The following is a 26,667-nucleotide window of genomic DNA, read 5'->3' on the forward strand; positions in this document are numbered from 1 at the left end:
TCTGCGTCCTTTAAGCTAAAAAGCATAAAAGCAAGAATATACATGTTAGCAAAAACATTCAAAACAAATTAGTTTTGAACCAATTTTAGGCACGGATTACACGGCAAGAAGTTTTTTTCAAAACATATTTAAACCGTGTAATCCGCGTAATCCGTGCCTAAAATATAGGTTCGGTTTTTCTTAGATTATCCTCTAAATACCCCCTGGTTGTTTTATTTAATTAGGGTTCACACTGTTCGGAGGAGTCTGTAGATCAGCATGTTGCCGTGAACCCTGTGAATGCAAGATAAAAAAAGGCGGGATTGATCGATAGGATTGGCTGATCGTAATCCGGTTTCACAGCCTTCACAACAAATCGCTGGCCATTAGCCTTTTACCACCGTGAACCCTGTTTTCTGTTTTCTCATATAAGGGATCTGATTGGTTCCTGTCCCATAAAATATAGGTTATAGGCTAAAAAATACAGCCTTTAGCCTGTCCGGGAAAAGCCTATAGGGTAGCAGGAAAAAGGTAGGTATCTATCCGGCAACCGATGCCGACCTTTTCGGGAAGCGACAGGCATCTATAGGAACAACTTCACATAAGAGGTTTGAGTCTGATAGACGCAGATTAGAATAAATAAACAGGATTTCTTGACGCGGATTTCGCGGATAACGCGAATTAAACACCTGATACATGTTTTCTTATCCGTGTTATTCGCGAAATCCGCGTCAAAATTATATTTGCGTCTATCAGACTCATCTTTTGGCAGATTTGAACCAATTTTAGGCACGGATTACACGGATTACACGGCAAGAAGTTTTTTTCAAAACATATTTAAACCGTGTAATCCGTGAAATCCGTGCCTAAAATATAGGTTCAGTTTTTCTTAAATTGACAGCAAATGGTCTTTTTCACAACAAATCGGGTAAACTAAAACATCCATGCCTGGCAACTAAAAAAGTCCCACAAATCAAATGATTTGTGGGACTTGGCTGTTCATTGTCCGGTTTGTACAGCGGAAAGCGAGGGATTCGAACCCCCGGTACAGTTACCCGTACACCGCATTTCGAGTGCGGCCCGATCGACCACTCCGGCAGCTTTCCTTGGGTCGTTTATTTACGGCTACAAATGTAGGGAAAATTTGATTCCGTTATCCTGTTAAGGGCATTTTTCTGCAATAAAAAAGGGCATTCTCCTAAAAGAATACCCTTTACTTGTTAACGAATTTGCGAATTATTTGAAATAACGGTTGTATAAACCTTCAAATCCTTTACCGTGGCGGGCTTCATCCTTGCACATTTCATGAACAGTGTCGTGGATGGCGTCCAGGTTTAATTGTTTTGCACGAGTGGCAATGCGTTTTTTATCTTCGCAAGCGCCGCATTCCGCATCTTTACGCTTTTCCAGGTTTGTCTTTGTGTCCCAAACAACATCACCCAACAATTCTGCAAACTTAGCAGCATGTTCCGCTTCTTCCCAAGCGTAGCGTTTGAAAGCTTCTGCTACTTCAGGGTAGCCTTCGCGGTCAGCCTGGCGGCTCATAGCCAAATACATACCTACCTCGGTACATTCGCCCATGAAATGCGCGTTCAGGTCTTTAATCATTTCTTCATCACAACCTTTAGCAACGCCGATCACGTGTTCATCGGCAAAAGTCAATGCACCGGTTGTTTCTACCAATTCTTTAAACTTGCTCTTCGGCTGCTTGCATTGAGGACAGAATTCAGGAGCTTCATCACCTTCGTGTACATAACCGCAAACTGTGCAAATCCATTTCTTTTTCATCTTTGTAAAATTTTTATTGGTTGTATAATCGTAATAATAATTGTAACACTCGTTATTTGTTCTTTGCAAATGTAGGGAAACATTCTAAAACAAGTCCTACAAAACCTCATAAATTTATTCTATCTGTTTATCGATAAAAACTATGAAACCTATCTCCTATGACGTATGTTATACTCTAAAACTTTCATAATTATGGACACATCAAAGATTATCAGCCTACTGGGCGAACAGGGCGAATTCCTTCTGGGACACACCTGCAAAACAATCGATAAATCACTTATACACATTCCTTCTCCATCTGTCATCGACAGTATATGGATCGACTCGGATAGAAATATCCAAACATTGAACAATTTGCAACGCCTCTTAGGAAACGGACGGCTGGCAAACACGGGATATGTCTCGATCCTGCCTGTAGATCAGGATATCGAACATACCGCCGGTGCATCCTTTGCTCCGAACCCTATCTATTTCGACCCGGAAAATATTGTCAGACTGGCAATTGAAGGGGGATGCAATGCGGTAGCTTCCACATTCGGCGTCTTGGGTTCCGTAGCCCGCAAATACGCTCATAAGATCCCGTTTGTGGTCAAACTGAATCATAATGAATTGTTAACTTACCCCAATTCATACAACCAGATCATGTTCGGCTCCGTAAAGGAGGCTTGGAATATGGGAGCAGCAGCCGTAGGTGCGACCATCTATTTCGGCTCGGCAGAAAGCAGAAGGCAATTGAAAGAAGTATCCGAAGCTTTCGAATATGCCCACGAGTTAGGAATGGCTACGATCCTATGGTGTTACCTTCGCAACAGTGAATTCAAGAGAGACGGCGTGGACTATCATGCGGCAGCCGACCTGACAGGACAAGCGAATCATTTGGGCGTCACGATCAAAGCGGATATCATAAAGCAGAAATTACCGGAAAACAATGGTGGATTTACCACTATCAAATTTGGCAAGATCAATCAGAAAATGTACACAGAACTGGCAACAGAACATCCGATCGACCTCTGCCGCTACCAGGTCGCCAACAACTATATGGGACGTGTCGGCCTCATCAACTCAGGCGGAGAATCTCACGGAGCTTCAGACCTGAAAGATGCGGTTTACACGGCCGTTGTCAATAAGCGGGCCGGCGGTATGGGACTGATAAGCGGGCGTAAAGCGTTCCAGCGTCCGATGAAAGACGGTGTAGAATTACTACACACGATACAGGATGTGTATCTGGACCCGGAAATTACAATTGCCTAATATATAAAGAAACGTAGCTTTGGATAACCCAAAACTACGTTTTCTCTTTCTAAGAATATAGCTTTATTTCTTCAACCACATATCCAACCACTCAAAGAATGTGCGCTGCCAAAGCACGCCATTCTGGGGTTTCAATACCCAGTGGTTTTCATCCGGATAGATCAACAGTTCGGCAGGGACACCTCGAAGGACAGCCGCGTTAAATGCCGCCATGCCTTGGTTGGCCAAAATACGATAATCCTTTTCGCCATGAATACAGAGGATCGGAGTATCCCATTTTTCGACAAACAAGTGCGGAGAATTGGCAAACGTACGTTGTGCCGTCGCATTCTGCTTTTCCCAGTAAGCGCCACCCATGTCCCAGTTGGCGAACCACATCTCTTCGGTTTCCAGATACTGCATTTCCATATTGAAAATACCGTCGTGGGCGATAAATGCCTTGAAACGCTTGTTGTGATGGCCAGCTAACCAGTAAACAGAGAAACCTCCGAAGCTCGCTCCCACACAACCCAGACGATCGTTGTCAACAAACGGTTCTTTTGCCATCTCGTCGATAGCCGTAAAGTAGTCTTTCATGCACTGGCCGCCATAATCGCCGCTGATCTGCTCGTTCCATTCCATACCGAAACCGGGAAGGCCGCGGCGGTTCGGAGCAACCACGATATAGTCGTTAGCAGCCATAATCTGCATATTCCAACGGTAGGACCAGAACTGGCTTACCGGACTTTGAGGACCACCTTCGCAGAACAACAAGGTCGGATATTTCTTATTCGGATCGAAGTGAGGAGGATAAATTACCCACGTAAGCATCTGCTTGCCATCGGTCGTTTTCATCCAACGGCCTTCTACTTTACCGATTTCCAACTGGTCATAGATTTGTTTGTTTTCTGTTGTCAATTGGGCGACCTTATTGTTATCAGCCAAATCGATTGAGTAGATTTCATCTCCCATGCTTAATGAATGACGTTGCACGATCAGCTTGTTTTCGCCTAACAGGGCTACACCTGCATAATCGTACATTCCCGATGTGAGCGGAGTGATCTTGTTACCATCCGTCAAATCGATCTTATACACCTGAGATTCACCATGCCAAACACCCGTGAAGTAAAGGGCTTTTGCATCTGCGCTCCAGACGAACCCGTCCACATTGGAATCAAAATCCTTGCTGGCAAACGTCTTTTCACCTGTCTCCAGATCCATGACCATCAAACGGTTCTGGTCAGACTCATAGCCATCGCGCTCCATACTCTGCCATGCGATGAACTTGCCATCGGGAGAATATTGGGGATTCGTATCATAGCCCATGATCCCTTCGCTGATATTGGTCGTCTTTTTCGTATTCAGGTCATATACATAAATATCCGAATTGGTGGACAACGCATATTCCTTTCCGGTCTTCTTACGACTTGTGTAAGCGATCTTGTCCGATGTCGTATTCCATGCCAACTGTTCGATTCCGCCGAACGGTTTCATCGGGCTTTCAAACGGCTCGCCTTCCATGATATCGACAGGGTTACTAATGGACTTGCCATCAAAATCGGCCACAAAAGGATGCGGGGCTGTTGTCACCCATTCGTCCCAATGCTTGTACATCAGGTCTGTGATAATGATTCCGGTAGCCTTATCCAGATCCGGATATTTATCTGCCGTGCTCTTTACCGTCTTTACCTGCGAAATAAACAGGACTTTCTTTTCATCCGGAGAAAAGGCAAAACCTTCGATATCTCCGTCGTATTTAGAGAGTTGTTTGCGGTCGCTTCCATCCGGGTTCATTTCCCAAAGCTGGCTGCTGCCGCCCTCATTGCAGAGGAAAGCAATCTTCTTACCTCCTTTGATCCAGACAGCTTCATTTTCGGAGTAAGCCGTTTTCGTAATCTGCTTATTGTCCGTCCCGTCTGCGTTCATGACAAACACTTCGCGATTACTTCTGTTTTCCGGTACGCTGTAATAGGCTACAGTATACACGACTTTCTGTCCGTCCGGAGAAACATTCATTCCCCCGATACGTCCCATTGCCCAAAGCACTTCGGGAGTCATTCGTCCGTCTTTGACTTTAATATCCGAACGCCCGATCACATTTTCTGTGTTCCCTTTCTGTTGAGACGCACGGTCGTGCATCTCTCCATCCCCACTACAAGCTCCAAATAATAAGGATGTTGCCATAACCATTGTTCCGATAGATTTATTCATGTAGTTTATAATATATTGTGTTTTGGGCACGAAAGTACAAAATATAATTTATATCTTTGTCCCATTAATTTAAGAACTGAACAGTATGAATAAGATTTGGTTATTTGGAGCCTCGATATGTATGGTTTTAGCATTAGGTTCTTGTAAACCTAAACAGAGTGCGTATAAGGCTGCTTACGAACAAGCAAAAGAAAAAGAATCAACGGCTCCTGTCGAAGTAGTCGAAGAAGAGGAAGTGGTTGAAGAAGTAACTCCGGTTTCTAAACCGAGAACTTCCAACGTCAGCACACGCGCAGAAAGAATTAATGCCGCACAGGGTGAAGACGCAAGCAGACTGAAACGTTATAGCGTTGTTATCGGCAGTTTCAAGAACAAAACAAATGCTTATGCTCTGAAAGAACGGATGCAGAATGACGGATATAACGCTGTTTTGGGAGAAAACGAACAAGGTATGCTTCGTGTAATCGTTGCCAGCTTTAATGACAAAGCCGATGCAGCCGACAGCCGCGATGCAATCAAAGCAAAATATGCTCCTAACTTTCAGGATGCCTGGATTTTGGAAAGACAATATTAAGAAATCCGATTCATGCAAAATAAAAAAGGATGGTTCCAGTTTTGGATTCATCCTTTTTTATGATCTATTATCTAACTGATAGCTATACTTTTATAGAATGCTATTTACAGGTGTCCCATATTGCCATTTATAATTTCAGCACTATCCATTCTTCTTTAGTCAGCCGGCTGATATGTTCCGTGCGGATGTCGTCCATTAAAGCATTAAGCCTATCTGTTTCAGTGCTATAGTATCGGAAACCACATTTTTCCTGTGCGCGTTTCGACTTCTCGTTTCCTTCGAAATACCCACACCACAAAGTTGTGAGTTTCAGGTCCTCAAAACCATGACGTATCATTTCGCGCATCGCTTCCGGTATCAATCCCCGTCCCCAGAATGGCACACCGATCCAGTAGGAGATTTCCCCCTCGCTTTCGCTTATCGGGAAATTGCTTTTTGAACCGGTCATCAATCCGATGCAACCTATCGCAATATCATCATCTTTCAAGGTTACAGCATATACTCCTTCTTGCGCAAAAACTGTCCTGATAATTTCAGCGCTCTCCTCTATACTTTTATGTGGCGGCCAGCCCGCAACAGGTCCTACCTGTTCATCTTTTGCATATCTGTATAAATCAGTTGCGTCTGCTTCTTTCCACGGACGCAAAACAAGTCTTTCTGTTTCTAAAATCATTTTAATTAATTTATAGATGAATACTACTCGCAAATGAATCGATCTATTTACAGGGGCAAAGTTACGGTTCTTCTTATCGTCATTCACAAACATCGACCGGCAGGTTATTTTGGAGATGAAGGCTTTGCTTAGTTCTTCCGACATATCCATCAAAGAAATAGCTGAACAGCTTCATTTTGAAGATACATCATATATGTGCCGATACTTTAAGCGGCACACGGGCATACCTTTGTCTGAATACCGGAAGTAAACTAAGTTTTTCCACTCTTCCCTACTTACGGAAAAGAATTATCCGTCTCAAATTCCATGCCCATGAATTTGGAGTTGGATGGGCATGGAATGGGAATTGCATGGGCATGGAAACTATTTAATCTAATTTCAATACAGCCAGGAACGCTTTCTGCGGAACCTCGACCGTACCGATCTGTTTCATTCGTTTCTTTCCTTCTTTCTGCTTTTCAAGCAACTTGCGTTTACGGGAGATATCGCCGCCATAACATTTGGCCGTTACATCTTTACGAACCGCCTTTATCGTTTCGCGGGCGATGATCTTTGCTCCGATAGCCGCCTGGATAGCGATATCGAACTGTTGCCGGGGAATCAGTTCTTTCAGCTTTTCGCACATACGCCGGCCGAAGGTAACGCTGTTGTCCACATGAGTCAATGTCGAAAGGGCATCCACCGGCTCTCCGTTCAGAAGGATGTCCAATTTAACTAACTTGCTCGGACGGAAATCATGGATATGATAGTCAAAAGAAGCATACCCTTTAGAGATACTTTTCAACTTGTCATAGAAATCGATTACGATCTCACCCAAAGGCATATCATAATGGATCTCCACACGATCACCGGAAATATATTCTTGCTTAAGCAATATGCCACGTTTACCCAGACAAAGTGTCATGATCGGTCCGATGAAAGTCGTATTAGTAATGACAGAAGCCCGGATATACGGCTCATCGATATGGTCGATCAGCGTTGGTTCTGGCAAACCGCTCGGATTATGCACTTCCGTGCAAACGCCTTTTTTATCATAAACCTTATAGGACACGTTCGGTACAGTGGTGATTACATCCATGTTGAACTCACGGTCCAGACGTTCCTGCACAATCTCCATATGCAACAATCCCAGGAAACCGCAACGGAAACCGAATCCCAATGCTGCCGAACTTTCCGGCTGGAATGTCAAAGAGGCATCGTTCAACTGGAGCTTCTCCAACGAAGCACGCAAATTTTCAAAGTCTTCGCTATCGATCGGATAAACACCGGCAAAGACCATCGGCTTCACCTCTTCGAATCCGGCAATCGCTTCTTTTGCCGGGCGAGCCACATGGGTGATGGTATCTCCGACCCGGACCTCGCGGGAAGTTTTAATACCGGAAATAATATAACCGACATCCCCGGTACGAATCTCATCACGGGGAGACATCGTTAGCTTCAATACACCCACCTCATCGGCATCATACTCCTTACCGGTTGCTATGAACTTTACATGGTCGCCTTTACGGATCACACCGTTCACGACTTTGAAGTAAGCAATGATACCCCGGAAGGAATTAAACACAGAGTCAAAAATCAGGCACTGCAACGGGGCTTCCGGATCTCCTTTCGGAGCCGGCACTTTTTCGACGATCGTATTTAAGATGTCATAGACTCCTTCTCCCGTCTTACCGCTGGCCCGGAGAATGTCTTCACGCGGACATCCCAACAGTTCGACAATCTGGTCTTCCACCTCATCCGGCATAGCGCTGGGAAGGTCTATCTTGTTCATGACCGGGATAATCTCCAAATCATTCTCGATTGCCATATACAGATTGGAGATAGTCTGTGCCTGAATGCCTTGAGCCGCATCAATAATCAGCAAAGCACCTTCACAAGCAGCAATCGAACGGGAGACTTCATACGAAAAGTCGACATGTCCCGGAGTATCGATCAGATTCAGGATATATTCTTCTCCTTTATAATTATACTTCATCTGAATGGCATGACTCTTGATCGTAATGCCTCGTTCACGCTCCAGGTCCATATCGTCCAGAACCTGCGCCTGCAAATCCTTACCTTCTACTGTCTTGGTATACTCAAGCAAACGGTCGGCCAAAGTACTTTTACCATGGTCAATATGGGCAATAATACAGAAATTGCGGATATTCTTCATCTGCTAAATTTATTTAGGTGTGCAAAGATAGAAAATTTAGGCTAAATTGTTATACATTTGGCATACCATTTGTTGTTAATAATATATGACACTACAAGAAATAAACAAAGCATACAACCGCATAGTCGGTTCATTGGACAGTAAAGAATTAAAGAATGCCTTCGATTCCTTACAGGCTCTTATTGCAGGAAGCCGCGAATATACTTTCCAGGACAAGTTGAACGAACTGCAAGATACCTACAAGTATATGCTGCGCTACCGGATTGAAGGAGCGAAAGACCCGATGCAGGAACAGATATACAACAATTTACAGGCATCGATCTATGAATTGGCCGACTCTGTCAAGCAGAAAGCATTGGCAGTGGAATCTCCCCTATCCTATTACAGCCGTCGAAGAAGCCTGAACACACAGCCGCCTCTCACTTACAAACAGCTGCACGACCAACTGGTGTTGGAACATGAAGCCGGAAAGCATAAAGAGAGCGACGCTTTCAATATTCTCATCTTTAATAAAATATGGGTATCATCTTTTCTGAAGAAAGAGGAGGTTGAGGATATCCGTGGCATGTTCCTGGACAATGCACTGCCTTTTACAACCGGCAGCCAGATTGTTTCCGCCTTGATGTTAGGATTGCAAGAGGCGTTCGACAAAGAAAAGATGCTTTTATTGTTCGACGCCGCCAACCATCCGGACGAAGAGGTCAAAGCCAGAGCATTGATTTCAATCCTGATCACTTTATATACATACAGAAAACGGACCGACTTATACCCGCAGATAGCCAACCGGCTGGCCGCATTGGCCGAAGTTCCGGGGTTCACCAAGACGATCCGCACGATCATCCTACGCTTCATCTTAGCCCGTGAAACAGAAAAGATCACGCGTAAAATCCAGGATGAGATTATTCCGGAAATGATGAAGCTAAGCCCGAAGATCAGCAATAAAATCAATCTGAAAGACCTCACGCCTGAGGATATGACAAGCGAAGAGATGAACCCGGAATGGGAGAACTTTTTCTCGGATAGCAACCTCGGCAAAAAGATGGAAGAGTTCGGGGAACTGCAACAAGAAGGGGCCGACGTCATGCATTCGACCTTCGTCCATTTGAAGAACTTCCCGTTTTTCCGCGAACTAAGCAACTGGCTGCTTCCGTTTACAATCGAACATTCTTCTTTCGACGATCAATTCACTTCGGACAACCAAGCTGAAAAGCAGATGCTCGACTCTATGACATTAGCGGCCTTCATGTGCAATTCGGATAAATACTCGCTTTATTTCAGCATGATGCAATTGCCGAAAGAGGCCCGGAAGGTAATGATGAACCAGTTCGACAGCCAGGCTACGGAAATGATCCAGCAGAATAAGGAAGAATTGATCAGCAAACGGGGAAAGCAAGATACGATCATCGGTCAATACATACAAGACCTGTATCGTTTCTTCAAACTATATCCGGGGCATCTGGATTTTACGGATATCTTCACGATGTCGTTCGACTTCCACAACCTTGCCATTCTGCGTCCTTATATATCGGATAAAGAAAGCCTTACGACCATCGCCGAATATTACCTCCGTAAAAACTATTTCAGCGATGCGCTGACTATATTCAACCAATTGGCAGAAACAGGGCAGGACAGCGACATCCTTTTCCAGAAGATCGGTTACTGCAAGCAAATGGAAGGTGATCTGAAGGGCGCACTGGAAGCCTATCTGCACGCAGACCTGCTAAACACCGAAAGCAAATGGGTGATCCGGCGAATCGCCGGTTGCTACCGTTCACTGAAACAGCCGGAAGAGGCACTGAAATATTACCGCCGGTACGAAGCATTAAATCCGGACAATTTGTCGGTTCAAATCAGCATCGGCCATTGCCACCTCGAACTAAAGGATTATAACGAAGCGTTGAAATGCTTCTTCAAAGTCGATTACCTGGACAGCAAAAGCCATAAGGCATGGCGACCTATCGCATGGTGTTCTTTCCTGACAGGAAAATACGACCAGGCACGGAACTACTATAAAAAGATACTGGATAACCAACCCAACGCACAAGACCTGCTGAACGCCGGGCATACCGAATGGGCGTTGCAGAATATCAAAGGAGCACTCTCTTTTTACCAGCAGGCGGTGCAAATGGAAAACGGCAACTTCCTTAAGTTCCAGGAACAGTTCAGCCAGGATGTAGCGGACCTGCTGATCGCCGGTATCGAAGAAACTGAAGTTGCTTTGATGCTGGACCAGCTAAGATACAGGATGGAAGGGGAGATTTAATCCCCCCTTTTATCCTCTGCTTCCGAGGCTATTCGTATCAGGATTGAGTTCTTTGACGGCGTCCTTCACTTCTTTGTCACCGATCGGGTAGGTTACGGCCACTTGTTGTACGGGATATTCTTCTTTTTCCCTGTCTAACGCTTTCGATTCGGCGTTCTCCGGAATTTTGTTTAAATCTTTGTCCATATCATTCACTATTTATGTTTCTATAGATATTCAACAATAAAAATGGCCCGGAAGTTCCGAGCCATTCAATCAACCAAAACAAAAAAACCTAAACATCAACCATCTTTTTCTTTTTGTTCTACTCTACGTTAAGGCTTCCTAATTACTAAACAATCTTTCTAACCTAAAAAAACCAAACCTATCAAATCGTATATATATTTCCCAAGTTTCTTATTCCTCGTATGCCGGCCATGCACCCTCTTTCGTGCAGACATAAGCGGCTGTGCGGACGGCAAACTCATGCGCTTCCCTTAGCGAAGCCCCTTTCAGCAGCGAAATGATCAGCGCACCGGAGAAAGCATCGCCTGCCCCGACCGTATCAGCCACTTGCACTTCCGGGGTCTGCAAAGTCGATTCTTCATCAGCGGTATATATCGTGCTATAAGCATCTCCGGCAGTCAGGACCGCCAAACGGAGATTATAGCGTTCTATAAACCAATGCGCCACCTCCTTATCCGTTCCTTCCAAATGAAACATATCCCGCAGGACAACCAACTCCCCGTCATTCACCTTCAATACATTTGCCAGGTAGAGCGACTCTTCGATCAGCTCTTTCGTATAATAATGCTGGCGCAAATTGATGTCAAAGCAGCGGTAAGCATCGTCCGGGGCGAAAGAAAGAATCGCCTGTACAGTCTCTCTCGACTGTGCGGAACGCTGTCCTAACGTACCGAAGCAAATGGCATCTGCCCGTTCAGCCAGATCGATCGCATTCGACGTCGGTGAAAGATGATCCCAAGCTACACGTTCATTAATAATATAGTCAGGGACACCATTCTGCAAAGTAACCTGTACCGTTCCGGTCGGATAAGGGACTTTCTCGATCAGATACCGGATCGAATTATTATCCAGTTCTTCGAGGATTTCATGTCCCAGCTTGTCGTCTCCCACGGCGCTGATAGCATATCCTTCTGCTCCCAACTGTGAAGCATGGTAGACGAAATTGATTGGAGCACCGCCTGCTTTCCTTCCTGTTGGCAGCATGTCCCACAGGAGTTCACCTATGCCTACCACGACCGGTTTCTTGTTGTTGCTTTGCATTTGTTTCATTATAGTTTATTTGACAAGGATAATTCCGTTTTCCACGATGCAAAGATAGAGGCCGGTGGCGGATGCGACGATAACAAATGCTACAGGATTGATAACGCTTGTTACATAATGCACTTATTTTCAAGTTACATGCACAGATGTTACATACATGTAACGAGCGTTATCAAAGGGAAGGATCTTATTCTTTTTCCAGATACTCCGTCGGAGTAATATTATAAACGGCTTTAAAACATTTCGAGAAATAAGCAGGCGAACCGAAGCCCGTCGCATAAGCCACCTCGTTCACATTCCCGGCTTTCCGGCGGAGCAGGGCGGCGGCTTTCTTCAGACGGTAGTTACGCAGGAAATCGGTCGGCGTCACTCCGGCAAGCTCCTTCACTTTCCGGTAAAGGTGCACGCGCGACAAGCCCAACTTTTCGCTTCCTTTCTCGATGCTGAAATCCGGATCGGCATACGACTCTTCGATCAGTTTCAAGAAACGGCTCATAAAAAGATCGTCCATGCTTCCCGCCTTTTCAGCCTTCACCGAAACAGTCGGCGAGGAAGCATCGCGTACATAAGCCTCACGCAACCGGGCACGGTCTTCCAACAACTTGATGATGCGCAGCTTCACGATTTCTATATTAAAAGGCTTCCGGATATACGCATCCGCGCCGCTGGCAGCTCCGAACATCTGCTGCTTGTCGTCAGACAAAGCCGTGAGCAACATCACAGGAAGGTGGCTCAAGACGATATCCGACTTGATCTTCCGGCAGAGATCGAAACCGTTCATCTCCGGCATCATCACATCGCTGACAACCATCGAGACCTCTTCGTTCATCAACACCTCCAACGCCTTCACGCCGTTATCGGCAACCAAGACATGGAAGTTCTGTTTTAATTCCGCCTGCAAGTAACCCTGTATATCGGGATCGTCCTCTACGATCAGAACCGTATAATCATAAGTGCGGTTCAACGCCTCCTGCAATTCGTCCGTGTTCAGGTTGGCGACACCGCTGGAAAGTTCGGTTACGGAAAGATCGAACGTACAAGATTCGTCAAAATGGGATTTCCCTTTCAACAGGCCGACCGTAAAGACGGTACTCTCATGCGGAACGCTCGCCACCCGGATCGTGCCTTTGTGCATGTGGACGAACTCGCGCGTCAGGTGCAGGCCGATCCCCGTCCCCGTCACGTAGTTCTGGTCGCCGGTAAAGAAGCGGTCAAAGACGGAAGCAATGTTTTCCGGCGGAATGCCCTTGCCATTATCTTCGACAGAAAGCTCGACCTGATCTCCCTTATCCTTCAGGCGGACCGTGATCGTACCTCCGTCCAGCGTAAACTTGAAAGCGTTGGACAAGAGGTTGGCCAGAATCTTCTCCATCTTGTCCCTATCCACCCATATACTGACAGAAGGGCAGTCATGCTCGAACGTGAAATGTATCTGCTTGGCGGCAGCCATCGTATCGAAACAGGATTTCACTTCCGCCACAAAAGCGACTAAATCCACCTCGCCGACCCTCATATTCATCTTATTGCTCTCCACCTTGCGGAAATCGAGCAACTGGTCCACCACCCTCTTCAACCTCTCCGCATTTTTCCGGATAATACGGATATCGTCTGCCAACGAAGAACCTTCGGGCGCCTCTTTCGACAGCTTGCCGAGCGGACCGAGGATAAGCGTCAGCGGCGTCTTGATCTCATGCGTGATATTGGTAAAGAATTGCAGTTTCTGAGCCGTCGACTTCTCGATATAGCGGTTTGCCTCGGCCAATTCTTCTTTTTGCTGCTGTACCTGCAAGTTCGTACGCTTCAGCTCGCGGTTCTTCCGCTTCACCGCCCGGTTCACATGGATCACATACAAAGCGGACAAAAGCAACAGTCCCATCAGCAGAAGGATGATGCCGACGGAGTTTTGGAGGAACGTATATTTGGAAAGCATGCTCTCCAGGTTCTCCCGTTGCAACTCGATCTGATGCTGGTAGTCGACCACCTGTTCGGACTGGATAAACAGCGTTCCGGCATTGTTCTTGTCGATCAAGGCGGAAGAAAGCAAATATTGCCGGGGCACTTCCTCGCCGTTCAATATCTGCATCGCAACCCGGATCGCCAGGCTTCCGCCCGTCGGATACAAGATCGAGGCAGCCAGTTCCCCGTGCATAACGGCTTCCAGCCCGGAGCCGCGCCCCGAAACGGCATCGATCCCCACAAAGCGAATCCGGTCCGCCAATCCGGGATGCCTCTTTTCGATTGCCCTGCGGGCAGCCATTGCCATCACATCGTTATGGGCGAACACAACGTCAACCTCCTCCAGCGAATCCATTTCGGCAATCTCCTTCTCCACCGTTTCCGGCTTCCATTTCCCGAATATTTCCTTCACCTTAATGCGGGAGTTCAAGACATCCGTAAAACCGCGATGGCGATCCTGCGCCGGGGAAGAACCGGACAAGCCCCATACTTCCAGCACGGTGGGATATTTCTCTTTCACCTGGCGGTTCACGAAAAAGCCGGCCTGACGACCGATCTCGTAATTGTTGCCGCCAATGTAAGTCGTATATTCGTCCGAACTGATCTTCCGGTCTACCAGGATAGTCGGGATGCCGGCACGGTAGGCCTCGATCGCAATGGGAGTGACAGGTTCCGACTCGTTGGCGGAGATAATCAGCAGATCGACCTTCCGCTTTATCAGGCTGCGTATCTGCTCCACCTGCAACAAACTGCTGTCCGCGGCATCCTCGACCAACAGGGAGACGCCCGGATATTCGGAGGCTTGCACCTTCATATCCAGCAACATCGATTTGCGCCACGACCCGTCGAGCGTACACTGCGAAATGCCGATCACATACCCTTTCTCCCCCGGCTCCATCCGGCAGGAAAAGCAGAGGGTCAAAAGCAAGATGAACAGACTGATGTAAGTAAGAGTTGGCTTCATTGTGTGTTTCGTTTGCCGGTTTGTGCAAATGTACGGAGAAATGGTGTACCAGCCAATATTTATTTTGTACATTCGTCCCTCAGAAATCAATTATCCCCATGAAAGTAATAAACGAGACTTTATTGAATGAGACAACAGAGCGGGCAAAACAATCGCCCCGGCTGCGCATGAACTACAACTTCCACGAACGCCTGGACGATCCCGTCAACCGTCTGCTCAATGCCTTAGAACCGGGAACTTACCTCCGCCCGCATCGCCACCTGAACCCTGAAAAGGACGAGATATTCCTCCTGCTCCGCGGGCGCGTTGCTGTTTTTCTCTTTGACAACGAAGGGAAAATTACCGAAACACAGATACTCGATCCGAAAGAAGGTGTCTATGGCGCCGAAATAAAGGCGGGGACATGGCACGGCCTGTTAGTATTGGAATCCGGCTCTGTCATATACGAGATCAAGGAAGGGCCGTTCGCCCCGCTCGCTCCTGAGAATTTCGCTCCCTGGAGCCCGGCTCCGGAAGATACGGAAGGGGTGGAAAAGTACATGAAGCGATTAGGGAAAGAGGCATAACCTTGCACTTCCTTCCAGTTTCCTGACGAGGAAACGACAGTTTCCTGACGAGGAAACGACAGTTTCCTGACGAGGAAACGACAGTTTCCTGACGAGGAAACGACAGTTTCCTGACGAGGAAACGACAGTTTCCTGACGAGGAAACGACAGTTTCCTGACGAGGAAACGACAGTTTCCTGACGAGGAAACGACAGTTTCCTGACGAGGAAACGACAGTTTCCTGACGAGGAAACGCTTTACTTCTGGAATACCTTTGTTGATTTTATCATGACATCTTTCACAGGACGGTCGTTCTTATCCGTCTTGACAAGCGACATTTTCTCGACTATATCGAAGCCGTCCACCACTTCCCCGAAGATCGTCACCGAGCCATCCAGATGCGGAACGCCGCCGACAGTCTTATAAATCTCGCGGCGGTCGGCAGGAATCGTATAATATCCTAACACATCGAGCGTATCTTCTAACATGACGAGCGCCCGGTTCTCCAACTCCGTCTTCATCGAGTCGGCAGCTAAGGACGGTTCCTGCTTCTTCAAACGATCCTGGAATTTATAGAACAACCAGTTACGGCGTATCTCGTTGATGCGGGCTTCTTTCTGCGCCAGCTCTTCATCCGTCAACTTCTTTCCCTGCACGAAGCAGAATTGCGTGCCGGCAGAGGCACGTTCGATATTCACATCGTCGGTTTCCTTCGCATCGATCAAAGCGCCGCGTTTATTAAAATGATGGGGCAATATCTCGGCAGGAACGGTATAACCACCGTCGCCATCGCCATAAAGCACGTGAGGTTCATGCGCTTTGCTGGCCGGATCGCCACCCTGCACGACAAAGTCCTTGATGATGCGGTGGAACAGCATCCCTTCATACTCGCCTGACTGGCAGAGCTTGATGAAATTATCACGATGCAAAGGCGTATCGTCATAAAGCAGGACGGTCACATCTCCCATCGTGGTACGGACAGTCACATAAACCGGCTTCTCCGGGTCCAACGGCTTCTCCGCACAGGAAGCCAAAATCAACAAAGACAAACAAAACAATAGCAATTGTATTTTCATAACTTTCAACTTTTAACTTTCAACTTTCAACTAATACCTCCATCCGGCAATGCTTGCAATCGAACCGCAACCGGAGGCGCGTATCTTTATAAAGCAGATAATACGGTTCTTTGTAGGGAGACTTGTTCTTCTGGTAAGTAGGACACCAACCCATGCTGTAGCGCAGGCAGTGTTTGGTAAACATCAGCGGGACATCTTTCCGGGGAGACAGTTCGAATGCCGGGTCGATCCGTTCCACTCCGTGATCCTGGTAGAAGGAACGGGCTTTCCCGTTGGCGACATTCCCCAAATAAGTCAGTTGGTGTTCGGGGAAAGGCATTGCCTCGGACGGCTGCACACGTTTCGCTATCTCACGGGGATAACGGGCGCGGCGTGCTTCCAAGAGCTTCTCCACTCCTGCCCGGCGCATATCGGCGAGCAGAGAAGAGGGAACGAACCAGTTTTCTGACAAACCGACCACAACCTCCGATGCCTCGAAAGGCGTATTCCCCAACTTGGATAGCTGTGTCCGGATATTATCCTGCTGTTCACGGCGAGCCGATTCTTTCGCGAACGGCTCGGTCAGCATGATCCGTGCGCCGGTCTCATCCTCCATGCAAAGCGTAAAGCCGAAAGGGTTGTCCGAGAACTCGATCTTCACGGACAGCTTGCGTTCGGCGGAAGGCTTGGCGAGCAGTTTATCAAATGCCTGGTCGAAATTGCGGTAAAGCGGAGTCTTAGGCGCAAGCTGCGGCATGTCCAACGGAAACACCCGGTTTGCCTCCACCCGGTTCACGCGGAAACCCTCCAATTCGCCTTTCTTATTGAAGAAGACAAGCCCGTCTCCGTTGTTCAACTGCTTCAAGCCGGCCACGGTAAAGGAATTGCCTTTGATCTCCTTGACCGTTCCGACAGGTTCGCCGAGCGATTTAGGTGTATCGAAGGCAGTGATATCCGCCGTCCGTCCCTCCAAAAGGAACGGGGTGAACCCGCGGTTAAAGCTCTTTTCGGCTACCGGCTCGAACGTATAAGTGCTTCGTCCGGCCGAGGCGCGGCGGTATTCGGGGCGGCGGGACAGGACGGCGTCCAACTTCTTCCGGTAATAAGCCGTGATATTCTTGACATAGTCGGCATCTTTCAGCCGCCCTTCGATCTTGAGGGAAGAGACGCCGGCATCCAACAGGGCTTCCAGTTGGCCGGAACGGTTCATGTCCTTGAGCGAAAGCAGGTGTTTGTTGCTGACGATCTCCGTCCCCGTCGCATCGACCATCGTATAGGGCAGGCGGCAATATTGGGCGCATTCCCCGCGGTTCGCGCTACGTCCGCTCAGGGCGGCACTCAGGTAACATTGCCCGCTATAGCTGACACAGAGGGCGCCATGCACGAATACTTCCAGCGGAACGGTAGTCGCTTCCGCTATCCGGCGGATCTCGGCCAGCGACAGTTCACGTGCTAAGACTATCTGCGTAAAGCCGGCGGTTTCGAGGAAGCGAACCTTTTCCGGCGTGCGGTTGTCCGTCTGCGTACTGGCGTGAAGCGGGATAGGCGGCAGGTTCAGCCGGGTAATTCCCATGTCCTGAACGATCAGGGCATCCGTTCCGGCACGCCAGAGGTCCCAGATCATCCGTTCGGCTTCCTCCAGTTCCTCGTCCTTCAGGATCGTATTGAGCGTAACGTAGATGCGGGCGCCATACAGGTGCGCATAATCGCAAAGCTCGCGTATATCCTCCAAAGAGTTGCCGGCAGCAGCACGCGCACCGAACTTGGGCGCGCCGATATAGACGGCATCGGCGCCGTGATTAATGGCTTCGATCCCGCAAGTAAGATCCTTTGCAGGAGAAAGAAGTTCTATGGGACGGGGTTTAGTTTGCATGATGTTGTTTCAAAGTGAATCTCTTTTAGGCACGGATTACACGGTTTTCACGGTTTTAATAAATGTCTTACTGTGTAATCCGTGAAATCCGTGCCTAAAAGAGTAGTCCTAATAGATTAATTATAGACTACCGAGGTTCCTGATGTCCTCGATGCGGAACGGGGTTTCCTGATAAACATAGTAGTTCAGCCAGTTGGTGAACAGCAGATTGGCATGACCGCGCCAGCGGACCACCGGGCCGAGGGCCGGATTGTTATTCCGGTAATAGTTGCGGGGGACAGAGATAGGCAATCCCTTGTTCACATCGCGCATATACTCGTCGTTCAGCGTGTAAGGCGAATATTCTGAATGTCCGGTGATGAAGAACTCGCGTCCTCCGCGCGCCATTGCCATGTACACGCCAGACTCTTCGCTCTCGGACAGCAGTGTCAGTTCGGGCACTTTCATCACATCGTCCCGGCGGATCTCCGTATGGCGGCTGTGCGGCACATAGAACTCATCGTCGAAACCACGGAAGATCGGCACGTAGGGTTCGCGCAACGTATGGCGGAACACGCCGAACATCTTAGCCGGCAGATCATATTTGGGTACGCCATAGAAATGGTACAACCCGGCCTGTGCCGCCCAACATATATATAAGGTAGACGTGACATGCGTACGCGCCCAGTCGAATATCTCGGTCACTTCCTCCCAATAGTTCACCTCCTCGAAAGGCATCTGCTCCACCGGTGCACCGGTGATAATCATGCCGTCATAGAAATCATCCTTCATCTCATCGAAGTCTTTGTAGAATTCCTGCATGTGCTCGATCGGGGTGTTCTTGGGCGTATGGCCCTTTATCTTCATAAAGTCGAGCTCCACTTGCAAGGGTGTATTACTCAGGAGGCGGACAAGGTCTGTCTCGGTCGTGATCTTCAGCGGCATCAGGTTCAACACGACAACACGCAACGGACGGATGTCCTGTTCGGATGCACGCAACGAATCCATCACGAAGATGTGTTCTTTCTTCAACAGCTCAACGGCTGGCAAGTTCTTTTGTAGGTTTAAAGGCATCTTCTTTCCTTTGATTATTTATATAGGCCACAAAGATAATGAGATTTTTTTCAGTATCTTTGCTTTCGTAAAACATAATCATAGCAAGGAGACTCCCATCATGAGAAGAACTGAAGTGGTAGAAATGATCCGTGAGACATTAAAAAAGCTCGTCCCCAATGCCCAGACGATTCTTTACGGCTCTGAGGCCCGGGGAGATGCACGAACAGACAGCGACATCGACCTGTTGATCCTGATTGACGAGCCTCTACTCACCCCTGAACGTGAACAGGAAATAAGGCGTCCGCTCTATGAGCTGGAAGTCAAATCAGGCATCATCATTAGCCCGATGATCATGCTCCGCAAATTGTGGGAAAACCGCCCTTTTCAAACTCCTTTTTCCTTGAACATTAAAAATGAAGGGATTGTATTATGAAACAAATGCTTTCAGATGAACATCGTTCAGCATTAGTAGAATATCGCTTAGAGCGTGCACACCATACATTGGAAGAGGCTGACTACATGTACAAAGGAGATTATTTCAATGCCTCGGTTAACCGTTTGTATTACGCTTGCTTTTATGCAGCATCGGCTTTACTTGTAGCCAAAAGCATCGAAGCCACAACTCATAACGGAGTAAAAACAATGTTATCTTACCATTTTGTCCGTACAGGTATATTAAGTTTAGAACATGGAACCACATTCAGTAATCTATTCGACAAACGTCACAGTGGAGATTATGAAGATTTTGCATATTGTGATTCCGCATTGGTAGAATACCTCCGTCCGCGTGCCGAAAGTTTTATTATTGCAATTGAAGAACTGACACGAGAGGCAATAAAGTGACAGGTATTATACCGAAACAAAAGACGTCGCCAAAACGAAAACGCCGGAGATAATCCCAACAGTTGGAATTACGATTCCGGACGTTCGGCCTTGATCTTTTGGTTGCTTTTGGATCAAGCCAAAAGTAACATCATTCATACCCTCCTCCCAAGGCCTTATAGAGATAAACCGCCGACAGCAACTCATCCAGCATCGCCTTGTTCAGGCTGATCTGCGCATCCAGCAATCCGCGCTGGGCATCCAGCACATCCATGTAATTAGTGACACCGTTGATATATTGCAGTTGCGCCAGTTGCGCGTATGTACTGGCCGATTCCAGCAGTTTTTCATAAGACCGGCGGATCTCTTTCGCCTTGCGGATCGTGACGATGGCATTGTTCACCTCCTTGAAAGCGCCAAGCACGCTTTTCTGGTAGTTATACACCTCCTGCTCGTAACGGGCACGTGCGGCTTTCAGCTTCGCCTTGTTCTTTCCCATCGCAAACAAAGGTTGCAGCAAATCGCCCGCTAATAACCAGGCAGGGCTTTTGATGAAATTGCCAAGCTCCTCGCTCTCGAAGCCGAGGTTTCCCGTCAGGCGGATCTTCGGGAACAGGTCTGTTTGCGCAACTCCTACTTTCGCATTGGCTTCGCGCAACTTCTGCTCGGCCTGCCGCATATCCGGGCGCCGTTCCAGCAGAGCGGAAGGAAGGCCGACGGGCAGGGATTCCGGCAAATGCTGTTCGCGAAGCGGCAATCCGCGCGGGACATCTCCCGAATACTGTCCGAGCAGGAAAGAGAGGTCGCTCTCCTTTATCTTGATCTTCCGTTCGAGCGAAGGAAGCAAGGTTTCCGTGCGTGCCAGCTCCACCTGTGCCTGGCTATAGGAGGTCTCGGAAGTCAGGCCGCCTTCGAAGCGCAGTTTGGCCAGGCGGACGCCTTCGCGGCGAGCGGCTAACGTATGGCGTACGATATCCAGCTCCTGATCGAGCGCGCAAAGTTCGTAGTAAGCGGCAGCCACTTCCGCAACCAACGTCATCTGCAAGGCGCGACGTGCTTCCACCGACTGCAGGTAAGCGGCAATCCCCGCTTCGTTTGCCCAGCGAAGGTTCCCCCACAGGTCCAATTCCCACGAGAGAGTCAGCTTGGCTCCGTATTCGGGATCGGGTTTCGGGTCATCACCTCCGTAATTCAGGCGTTCCTTCTGTCCGTAAATCCGGGCTCCTATTTCCGGGAACTGGTCGGCAAAGGTGATCCGTTTCGCGGCGATCATCTCCTTGATCTTCGCCGCAGCGATCTTCATGTCTTTATTATTATCGAGAGCGATGGTGATCAAGCGCTGCAAAGTCGTGTCGGCATACAGGCTCTGCCAGGGGATGCTGTCGATCGAAGCGGTATCCGCCCCTGCCACAATCTCTTCGGGAAGGTCCAGTTCCGGGCGGGCGTACTTCTTGCCGATCTTGCAGGAAGAGAACGCCAGCGTAAGGGACAGAACCATGAATATATAGATGTTTCGTTTCATTGTGATTATTTGCTTGTTGTTCGACGAAGAATACGTTCCATTCTGACTTTACCCTTTATCTTGTAAATCAAGACAAAGAAGAAGGGAACCAAAACGATCCCGACAGTAATGGCGACCAGCATCCCAAAGAATACGCCGGTTCCGATGCTGTGGCGGGAAGCAGAACCCGGCCCGCTTGCCAATACCATCGGAAGCATGCCCAGGACGAATGCCAAGGATGTCATCAGGATCGGGCGGAAACGCATCCGGGCGGCATGGAGGGCGGCTTTGACTACATCGACTCCGGAATCGACCTGCACTTTGGCAAACTCGACGATCAGGATCGCATTCTTTGCCGCCAAACCGATCAACGTCACCAGGCCGATCTGGAAATAAATATCGTTGTGCAGCCCCGTCACCCATATGCCGAGATAAGCCCCCAACGCTGCCACCGGCAATGAAAGCAGTACGGCGATCGGCACGATCCAACTTTCATATTGGGCAGCTAAAAAGAGGAAGACGAAAAGGAAGACCAGTGCCAGCACGAATCCGGTCTGTCCGCCGGCCTTTTTCTCCTGATAGGAAAGTCCGCTCCATTCCAGTCCGATGTTATCCGGCAGATGCTCGCGGGCAATCTTCTGCATGGCGGCCATCGCTTCGCCGGAGCTATATCCGGGAGCAGCAACGGCACTGATGGCGGCTGTCGTGAACATATTGAATCGTTTGATCGTTCCCGGTCCGGTCGTATAGCTGGTCGTGCCGAGTGCGGTCAACGGGACCATCGAACCGTTCTGTGCACGGACGAAGAACAGGCCGAGGTTATCGCGCGTTGCACGATAAGGGGCTTCCGCCTGGATATATACCTTATAGATACGGTTGAACATATTGAAGTCATTCACATAAACCGATCCTAAATAAGCCTTCATGGTCGAGAAGATATCCGTCAACGGGATGCCGAGGAATTTCGCCCTGTCGCGGTCTACATTGAAGTAGAGCTGCGGTATTTCCGACTGCAAGGCAGATGAAACACCTGTCAGTTCCGGCGCTTTCGAGGCATAAAGCATAAAGGTATCGGTCGCCGCCACTAAGTTCTCCCAACTGGCATCTCCACGGGCTTCCAACTGCATTTCAAGGCCGCCGCTCTCTCCTAACCCAGGAATTACTGGCGGACGATTCAGGTAGGCGAGTATCTCCGGATAATACAGAAACTCTTTGCGGCACTGTTCCATCACGTCCTCCACTCCCATATTCGAAGATTTGCGTTCTTCCCAGGGTTTCAGGATAACGGTCAGGGTGGAGCGGCTTTGCGAAGTCCCGACACGTGTACTGCTACCGGTCACATTCTGCACGTATGCGACAGCCGGCAAGTTCTCGATGAAAGCGATGGCACGATCCGTGACTTTGCGGGTGCGTTCAAGAGTCGCTCCTTCGGGCATCACCAGTTCGACGGTAAAAAACCCCTGGTCTTCTTCAGGGATAAAGCTGGTCGGGATCACCCGGTTCAGCACGAAGATAAACACGATCACCATTCCGAAACCGGCCAGGATGCGCTTCGGGTTCCGAATCGCTTTTTCCAGTAAATGGCCGTATTTGTTATTCCCTCTGGCCAGCCAGATATTGATCTTGCGGAAAACAATATTCTTTTTCTTCCTGTTCGGACGCAAGATAATCGCACACATGGCAGGGCTCAACGTCAACGCCACAACCGTGGACAACAGTACGGAAACTACGATCGTAATGGAGAACTGGCGATACAATGCTCCGGTAATTCCGCTCAAAAAGCTGACGGGAACGAACACGGCTGCCAACACCATAGAGGTAGCGATCAAGGCCCCCGAAAGTTCACGCATGGCTTTATGGGTAGCCTCGCGTGCCGTCAGATGTTCTTCGTGCATCAGGCGTTCCACGTTTTCTACCACGACGATCGCATCGTCCACCACAATACCGATTGCCAGGATCAAGCCTAACAACGTCAGCATATTGAGCGAGAACCCCATGATCAGCATAAAACCGAATGTTCCGATCAGGGAGATAGGAACGGCGATTGTCGGGATCAGGGCCGCCCGCCAGTTCTGCAAGGACAGGAATACGACCAGTACCACCAGGAACAGGGCCTCAAACAGGGTTTTATATACCTCGTGGATAGACTGCGATATATATTCGGTTGCGTCGAAGGGAAACTTATATTCCAGCCCTTCGGGAAAGTTCTGGCTGATCTCTTTCATCGCTTCCTTTACGTTCGTAGCTACTTCCAGCGCATTGGCTCCAGGCAGCATATAGATAGCAAGGATAGCCGCATTTTTTCCGTTCAGTCCACTTTCAGTCGAATAGGAAGAGGCTTCAAGCGAAACTCTTGCCACATCACGAATACGGACAATAGAGCCGTCCGGGTTGGCACGGACTACAATGTCTTCGAACTCCTTTACCGTTGACAAACGTCCCCTGGCAGTAACGGGCAGGGTGATGTCGACATCCAATACAGGTTGTTTTCCCAACTCACCGGCTGCCGATTCGCTGTTTTGCTCTTTCAGGGCATTCTGCAAGTCCTTTACTGTCAGCCCCATGTTTGCCAGACGATCCGGATAAACCCAGATCTGCATACCATAATAACGGCTACCGATATTTGAGACACGGCCTACACCGGGAATACGGCGCAGCACGTCCAGCACGTTAATGGTCGCAAAGTTACTCAAATAGATCTCGTCGAAACGGGGATCGTCCGAAAGAAGACTCAATGTCATCAACTGGCTGGCAGATTGTTTTTCTACCGTAATGCCGTTCTGCACGACATCTGCCGGCAAACGGGATTCCGCCAGTTTCACACGGTTCTGGATCTCTACGGCTGAAAGGTCCGGATTCGCATTCACATCGAATGTGACAGTGATAGTCAGCCCTCCTGAGTTGGAGCTGCTGCTTTGCATATAGATCATACCCGGCGTACCGTTCAACTCTTGTTCGATGGGAGTCGCAACGGCCTGCGATACCGTCATGGCACTTGCACCCGGATACGAGGCGCTAATCTTCACAACCGGCGGAGTGATCTGCGGATACTGGTCCACCGGCAACATCACCAACCCGATAACCCCGACAATAACAATCAACAAAGAGAGCACTGTCGAGAAAACGGGGCGATCTATAAAGAATCCCGGTTTCATTCTCCTTCCTCCTCTGCTCTTAATGCTTCAATCGCTTTATCGTCACCCGCCTGTATCGGCTGTACCAGCATACCGGGGACTAACTTATGATAGCCTTCTATTACGACTTGTTCATTTTCTCCCAATCCGCGTTCTATGACGATGTTATTCCCGATTTCCGGCCCGGTCTGCACAAAACGTTTTTCCGCCACATTATCCCGGCGGACTACATAAATGAAAGCGCCTCCTTTCTCAATGGAAATTGCTTTACGGGGAACAACAATTGCGCGTTCACGGACATCCAGCAAGAGTTTCACCTTTGTGAACTGCCCCGGAAGAAGTTTCTGGTTCGGGTTAGGAAGTTCGGCACGTACGCCGAATGTACCGGTCTGCGGATCGACAATCGGGTCGGCGAAGTCCACTATTCCTTTAACCGGATATTCGGAATCGTCGGCCAATGTGACCGTTACCGTAGGTTGCCAGGAACGGGAAGTGTCTTGTTCACCGAATTTAATATTACGACGTTCAGCGCGCAAATAGTCCAGTGCCGTCATCTTAAAATCTACTAAAACAGTGTCGCTCTTCACGACAGCCGCCAATTTAGAGTTTACACCGGGGCCGACCAGAGCGCCGACATCCACAAAACGTTCGCTGATATATCCGGCCAGCGGAGAGGTTACTGTTGTATAACTCAATTCAAGTTGTGCTTGGTCCAGATCGGCCTTGCTCATGGCAATATCTGCTTCCGCGTCTCCTAATGAGGCCAAAGCATTATCCAAATCCAATTGACTGGCAGCATGCTGCTCATACAAAGGCTGTAGGCGTTCTACATCGCGCTTGGCTTTTGCTGCTTGTGCTTGGTTCTTTTTCAGTTGCGCTTTGGCTTTCTCCACCTTTGCCTTATAAAGAGCCGAATTAATAATGAAAAGAGGTTCGTTATGCTTCACTTCTTTTCCTTCCACAAACAACATCTTTTCCAGATAACCTTCTACACGGGCATGTATCTCCACGAACCGGGCCGCCCGGATGCGTCCTACATATTCGCCAAAGATCTGTACATCTTCCTTCGCCGGTTTATCAACAATCACAAGGGGCCTCAAAGGTTCATCCTTATGTCGACATCCAGTTGCCAATACCATCAAGGCTAAAAACACTGCCCCTTTAACCAATCTTTCTCCTACCATTTTCTAATATCTATAATTGACATTTAAACTTGCTATATATCTATCTCTAAATTAAGAAATGAAATAATCGTACCATTGTTTCAATCAAGACGTTAAAAAACATTATGCAGCTTATTATCAACGCAATATTCCCGGCATGAAATAGCTTGTTATCTAAATCACAATCCATGCATGTAGAATTATTCCACATTCTTCCTAAAAAATCCCCAATTACGACGCTAAAATGTCACCCTATACCAAAACCGAAAAAGGGTAATCCCACAGGAAAGGAGCTGCCTGTAAAATAGAAAAAGGGGCCAGCCTTGCGGCTAACCCCTCTTCTTTACCGAGCTTTCGCTCCCTCTAAAACGGCGGCTATCTACTCTCCCACTTTTACGCAGTACCATCGACGTGGTTGGGCTTAACTTCTCTGTTCGGAATGGGAAGAGGTGGATCCCCAACGCTATAACCACCTTAATT

The 26,667-nt window shown here is 48.4% G+C and carries 20 protein-coding genes, 1 tRNA gene and 1 rRNA gene; 7 read left to right on the plus strand and 15 right to left on the minus strand.

Annotated features, from left to right (window positions below):
- Positions 1–998: 998 nt before the first annotated feature.
- A tRNA-Ser gene (locus H8S65_RS10505) sits at positions 999–1,085 on the minus strand.
- Positions 1,086–1,215: 130 nt separating this feature from the next.
- Complete coding sequence (locus tag H8S65_RS10510; protein WP_115501409.1) at positions 1,216–1,767, minus strand: NADH peroxidase; 552 nt, start codon at positions 1,765–1,767, stop codon at positions 1,216–1,218.
- A 192-nt stretch (positions 1,768–1,959) separates the two neighbouring features.
- On the opposite strand from H8S65_RS10510, the gene H8S65_RS10515 reads away from it, so the two are divergent.
- Positions 1,960–3,018, plus strand: a complete 1,059-nt coding sequence (locus H8S65_RS10515) for a class I fructose-bisphosphate aldolase (protein ID WP_186929939.1) — start codon at positions 1,960–1,962, stop codon at positions 3,016–3,018.
- Between the two features lie 63 nt (positions 3,019–3,081).
- On the opposite strand, the gene dpp5 is transcribed toward H8S65_RS10515, so the two are convergent.
- Positions 3,082–5,208, minus strand: coding sequence for a dipeptidyl-peptidase Dpp5 (gene dpp5, locus H8S65_RS10520; protein WP_186929940.1), 2,127 nt, complete (start codon positions 5,206–5,208; stop codon positions 3,082–3,084).
- 85 nt (positions 5,209–5,293) lie between these two features.
- Between dpp5 and H8S65_RS10525 the strand changes: the two genes are divergently transcribed.
- Positions 5,294–5,782, plus strand: coding sequence for an SPOR domain-containing protein (locus H8S65_RS10525; protein ID WP_005640233.1), 489 nt, complete (start codon positions 5,294–5,296; stop codon positions 5,780–5,782).
- Between the two features lie 127 nt (positions 5,783–5,909).
- On the opposite strand, the gene H8S65_RS10530 is transcribed toward H8S65_RS10525, so the two are convergent.
- The gene (locus tag H8S65_RS10530) at positions 5,910–6,599 is read right to left on the minus strand and encodes a GNAT family N-acetyltransferase (RefSeq protein WP_363182298.1); all 690 of its coding nucleotides are present in this window, start codon (positions 6,597–6,599) and stop codon (positions 5,910–5,912) included.
- On the opposite strand from H8S65_RS10530, the gene H8S65_RS10535 reads away from it, so the two are divergent.
- The gene (locus H8S65_RS10535; protein ID WP_186929941.1) at positions 6,571–6,705 is read left to right on the plus strand and encodes a helix-turn-helix domain-containing protein; all 135 of its coding nucleotides are present in this window, start codon (positions 6,571–6,573) and stop codon (positions 6,703–6,705) included. The genes H8S65_RS10530 and H8S65_RS10535 overlap by 29 nt on opposite strands.
- A gap of 117 nt (positions 6,706–6,822) precedes the next feature.
- Here the strand turns inward: H8S65_RS10535 and lepA are convergent, their stop codons facing one another.
- Complete coding sequence (gene lepA / locus H8S65_RS10540; protein ID WP_186929942.1) at positions 6,823–8,610, minus strand: translation elongation factor 4; 1,788 nt, start codon at positions 8,608–8,610, stop codon at positions 6,823–6,825.
- A gap of 85 nt (positions 8,611–8,695) precedes the next feature.
- On the opposite strand from lepA, the gene H8S65_RS10545 reads away from it, so the two are divergent.
- Positions 8,696–10,873: a tetratricopeptide repeat protein gene (locus tag H8S65_RS10545; protein WP_186929943.1), complete on the plus strand. Its 2,178-nt coding sequence runs from the start codon at positions 8,696–8,698 to the stop codon at positions 10,871–10,873.
- A 9-nt stretch (positions 10,874–10,882) separates the two neighbouring features.
- On the opposite strand, the gene H8S65_RS10550 is transcribed toward H8S65_RS10545, so the two are convergent.
- The 3 genes from H8S65_RS10550 to H8S65_RS10560 all read right to left on the minus strand — a co-directional run bounded on the left by H8S65_RS10550 (position 10,883) and on the right by H8S65_RS10560 (position 15,059).
- Positions 10,883–11,059 (minus strand): hypothetical protein, encoded by a 177-nt coding sequence (locus H8S65_RS10550; protein ID WP_186929944.1) that lies wholly within the window; start codon positions 11,057–11,059, stop codon positions 10,883–10,885.
- A gap of 210 nt (positions 11,060–11,269) precedes the next feature.
- Positions 11,270–12,139 (minus strand): carbohydrate kinase family protein, encoded by an 870-nt coding sequence (locus tag H8S65_RS10555; protein ID WP_436277876.1) that lies wholly within the window; start codon positions 12,137–12,139, stop codon positions 11,270–11,272.
- 187 nt (positions 12,140–12,326) lie between these two features.
- Entirely contained in the window at positions 12,327–15,059 is a 2,733-nt protein-coding gene (locus H8S65_RS10560; protein WP_186929946.1) for a substrate-binding domain-containing protein, read from the minus strand.
- Positions 15,060–15,157: 98 nt separating this feature from the next.
- On the opposite strand from H8S65_RS10560, the gene H8S65_RS10565 reads away from it, so the two are divergent.
- Positions 15,158–15,625 carry a WbuC family cupin fold metalloprotein gene (locus H8S65_RS10565; protein ID WP_186929947.1) on the plus strand — a complete coding sequence of 156 codons (468 nt, stop codon included), beginning with the start codon at positions 15,158–15,160 and terminating at the stop codon, positions 15,623–15,625.
- Between the two features lie 236 nt (positions 15,626–15,861).
- Here H8S65_RS10565 and H8S65_RS10570 read toward each other — a convergent pair whose 3' ends face one another.
- The 3 genes from H8S65_RS10570 to metA all read right to left on the minus strand — a co-directional run bounded on the left by H8S65_RS10570 (position 15,862) and on the right by metA (position 19,585).
- Entirely contained in the window at positions 15,862–16,680 is an 819-nt protein-coding gene (locus H8S65_RS10570; protein WP_186929948.1) for a peptidylprolyl isomerase, read from the minus strand.
- A gap of 19 nt (positions 16,681–16,699) precedes the next feature.
- A complete protein-coding gene (locus H8S65_RS10575; protein ID WP_186929949.1) occupies positions 16,700–18,532 on the minus strand; it encodes a peptidase U32 family protein in 1,833 nt (610 codons plus the stop codon).
- A 120-nt stretch (positions 18,533–18,652) separates the two neighbouring features.
- Positions 18,653–19,585 carry a homoserine O-acetyltransferase MetA gene (gene metA, locus H8S65_RS10580; RefSeq protein ID WP_186929950.1) on the minus strand — a complete coding sequence of 311 codons (933 nt, stop codon included), beginning with the start codon at positions 19,583–19,585 and terminating at the stop codon, positions 18,653–18,655.
- On the opposite strand from metA, the gene H8S65_RS10585 reads away from it, so the two are divergent.
- Positions 19,527–20,000, plus strand: a complete 474-nt coding sequence (locus H8S65_RS10585) for a nucleotidyltransferase domain-containing protein (RefSeq protein ID WP_436277874.1) — start codon at positions 19,527–19,529, stop codon at positions 19,998–20,000. The two genes, metA and H8S65_RS10585, sit on opposite strands and share 59 nt — an antisense overlap.
- Positions 19,997–20,410 (plus strand): HEPN domain-containing protein, encoded by a 414-nt coding sequence (locus H8S65_RS10590; protein ID WP_186929952.1) that lies wholly within the window; start codon positions 19,997–19,999, stop codon positions 20,408–20,410. The genes H8S65_RS10585 and H8S65_RS10590 overlap by 4 nt, the downstream gene beginning before the upstream one ends.
- 130 nt (positions 20,411–20,540) lie before the next feature.
- On the opposite strand, the gene H8S65_RS10595 is transcribed toward H8S65_RS10590, so the two are convergent.
- The 4 genes from H8S65_RS10595 to rrf all read right to left on the minus strand — a co-directional run bounded on the left by H8S65_RS10595 (position 20,541) and on the right by rrf (position 26,664).
- Positions 20,541–21,911: an efflux transporter outer membrane subunit gene (locus H8S65_RS10595; RefSeq protein ID WP_186929953.1), complete on the minus strand. Its 1,371-nt coding sequence runs from the start codon at positions 21,909–21,911 to the stop codon at positions 20,541–20,543.
- Positions 21,912–21,916: 5 nt separating this feature from the next.
- Positions 21,917–25,045 carry an efflux RND transporter permease subunit gene (locus H8S65_RS10600; protein WP_186929954.1) on the minus strand — a complete coding sequence of 1,043 codons (3,129 nt, stop codon included), beginning with the start codon at positions 25,043–25,045 and terminating at the stop codon, positions 21,917–21,919.
- Positions 25,042–26,208, minus strand: a complete 1,167-nt coding sequence (locus H8S65_RS10605; protein ID WP_186929955.1) for an efflux RND transporter periplasmic adaptor subunit — start codon at positions 26,206–26,208, stop codon at positions 25,042–25,044. Before H8S65_RS10605 ends, H8S65_RS10600 begins: the two co-directional genes overlap by 4 nt.
- A gap of 345 nt (positions 26,209–26,553) precedes the next feature.
- Positions 26,554–26,664, minus strand: a 5S ribosomal RNA gene (rrf, locus tag H8S65_RS10610).
- Positions 26,665–26,667 lie beyond the last annotated feature (3 nt).

This window comes from Parabacteroides hominis (genome assembly GCF_014287585.1).
GTDB classification, from domain to species: domain Bacteria; phylum Bacteroidota; class Bacteroidia; order Bacteroidales; family Tannerellaceae; genus Parabacteroides; species Parabacteroides hominis.

What these genes read in the sequence shown, in the direction of transcription:
- H8S65_RS10530 (WP_363182298.1), bottom strand. Translation starts at nt 6,599, where the DNA reads ATGTCGGAAGAACTAAGCAAAGCCTTCATCTCCAAAATAACCTGCCGG.
- H8S65_RS10565 (WP_186929947.1), top strand. Translation starts at nt 15,158, where the DNA reads ATGAAAGTAATAAACGAGACTTTATTGAATGAGACAACAGAGCGGGCA.
- H8S65_RS10585 (WP_436277874.1), top strand. Translation starts at nt 19,527, where the DNA reads ATGTGTTCTTTCTTCAACAGCTCAACGGCTGGCAAGTTCTTTTGTAGG.
- H8S65_RS10590 (WP_186929952.1), top strand. Translation starts at nt 19,997, where the DNA reads ATGAAACAAATGCTTTCAGATGAACATCGTTCAGCATTAGTAGAATAT.
- metA (WP_186929950.1), bottom strand. Translation starts at nt 19,585, where the DNA reads ATGCCTTTAAACCTACAAAAGAACTTGCCAGCCGTTGAGCTGTTGAAG.
- H8S65_RS10545 (WP_186929943.1), top strand. Translation starts at nt 8,696, where the DNA reads ATGACACTACAAGAAATAAACAAAGCATACAACCGCATAGTCGGTTCA.
- H8S65_RS10515 (WP_186929939.1), top strand. Translation starts at nt 1,960, where the DNA reads ATGGACACATCAAAGATTATCAGCCTACTGGGCGAACAGGGCGAATTC.
- dpp5 (WP_186929940.1), bottom strand. Translation starts at nt 5,208, where the DNA reads ATGAATAAATCTATCGGAACAATGGTTATGGCAACATCCTTATTATTT.
- H8S65_RS10570 (WP_186929948.1), bottom strand. Translation starts at nt 16,680, where the DNA reads ATGAAAATACAATTGCTATTGTTTTGTTTGTCTTTGTTGATTTTGGCT.
- H8S65_RS10575 (WP_186929949.1), bottom strand. Translation starts at nt 18,532, where the DNA reads ATGCAAACTAAACCCCGTCCCATAGAACTTCTTTCTCCTGCAAAGGAT.
- H8S65_RS10600 (WP_186929954.1), bottom strand. Translation starts at nt 25,045, where the DNA reads ATGAAACCGGGATTCTTTATAGATCGCCCCGTTTTCTCGACAGTGCTC.
- H8S65_RS10525 (WP_005640233.1), top strand. Translation starts at nt 5,294, where the DNA reads ATGAATAAGATTTGGTTATTTGGAGCCTCGATATGTATGGTTTTAGCA.
- H8S65_RS10535 (WP_186929941.1), top strand. Translation starts at nt 6,571, where the DNA reads ATGAAGGCTTTGCTTAGTTCTTCCGACATATCCATCAAAGAAATAGCT.
- H8S65_RS10560 (WP_186929946.1), bottom strand. Translation starts at nt 15,059, where the DNA reads ATGAAGCCAACTCTTACTTACATCAGTCTGTTCATCTTGCTTTTGACC.
- H8S65_RS10510 (WP_115501409.1), bottom strand. Translation starts at nt 1,767, where the DNA reads ATGAAAAAGAAATGGATTTGCACAGTTTGCGGTTATGTACACGAAGGT.
- H8S65_RS10605 (WP_186929955.1), bottom strand. Translation starts at nt 26,208, where the DNA reads ATGGTAGGAGAAAGATTGGTTAAAGGGGCAGTGTTTTTAGCCTTGATG.
- H8S65_RS10555 (WP_436277876.1), bottom strand. Translation starts at nt 12,139, where the DNA reads ATGCAAAGCAACAACAAGAAACCGGTCGTGGTAGGCATAGGTGAACTC.
- H8S65_RS10550 (WP_186929944.1), bottom strand. Translation starts at nt 11,059, where the DNA reads ATGGACAAAGATTTAAACAAAATTCCGGAGAACGCCGAATCGAAAGCG.
- lepA (WP_186929942.1), bottom strand. Translation starts at nt 8,610, where the DNA reads ATGAAGAATATCCGCAATTTCTGTATTATTGCCCATATTGACCATGGT.
- H8S65_RS10595 (WP_186929953.1), bottom strand. Translation starts at nt 21,911, where the DNA reads ATGAAACGAAACATCTATATATTCATGGTTCTGTCCCTTACGCTGGCG.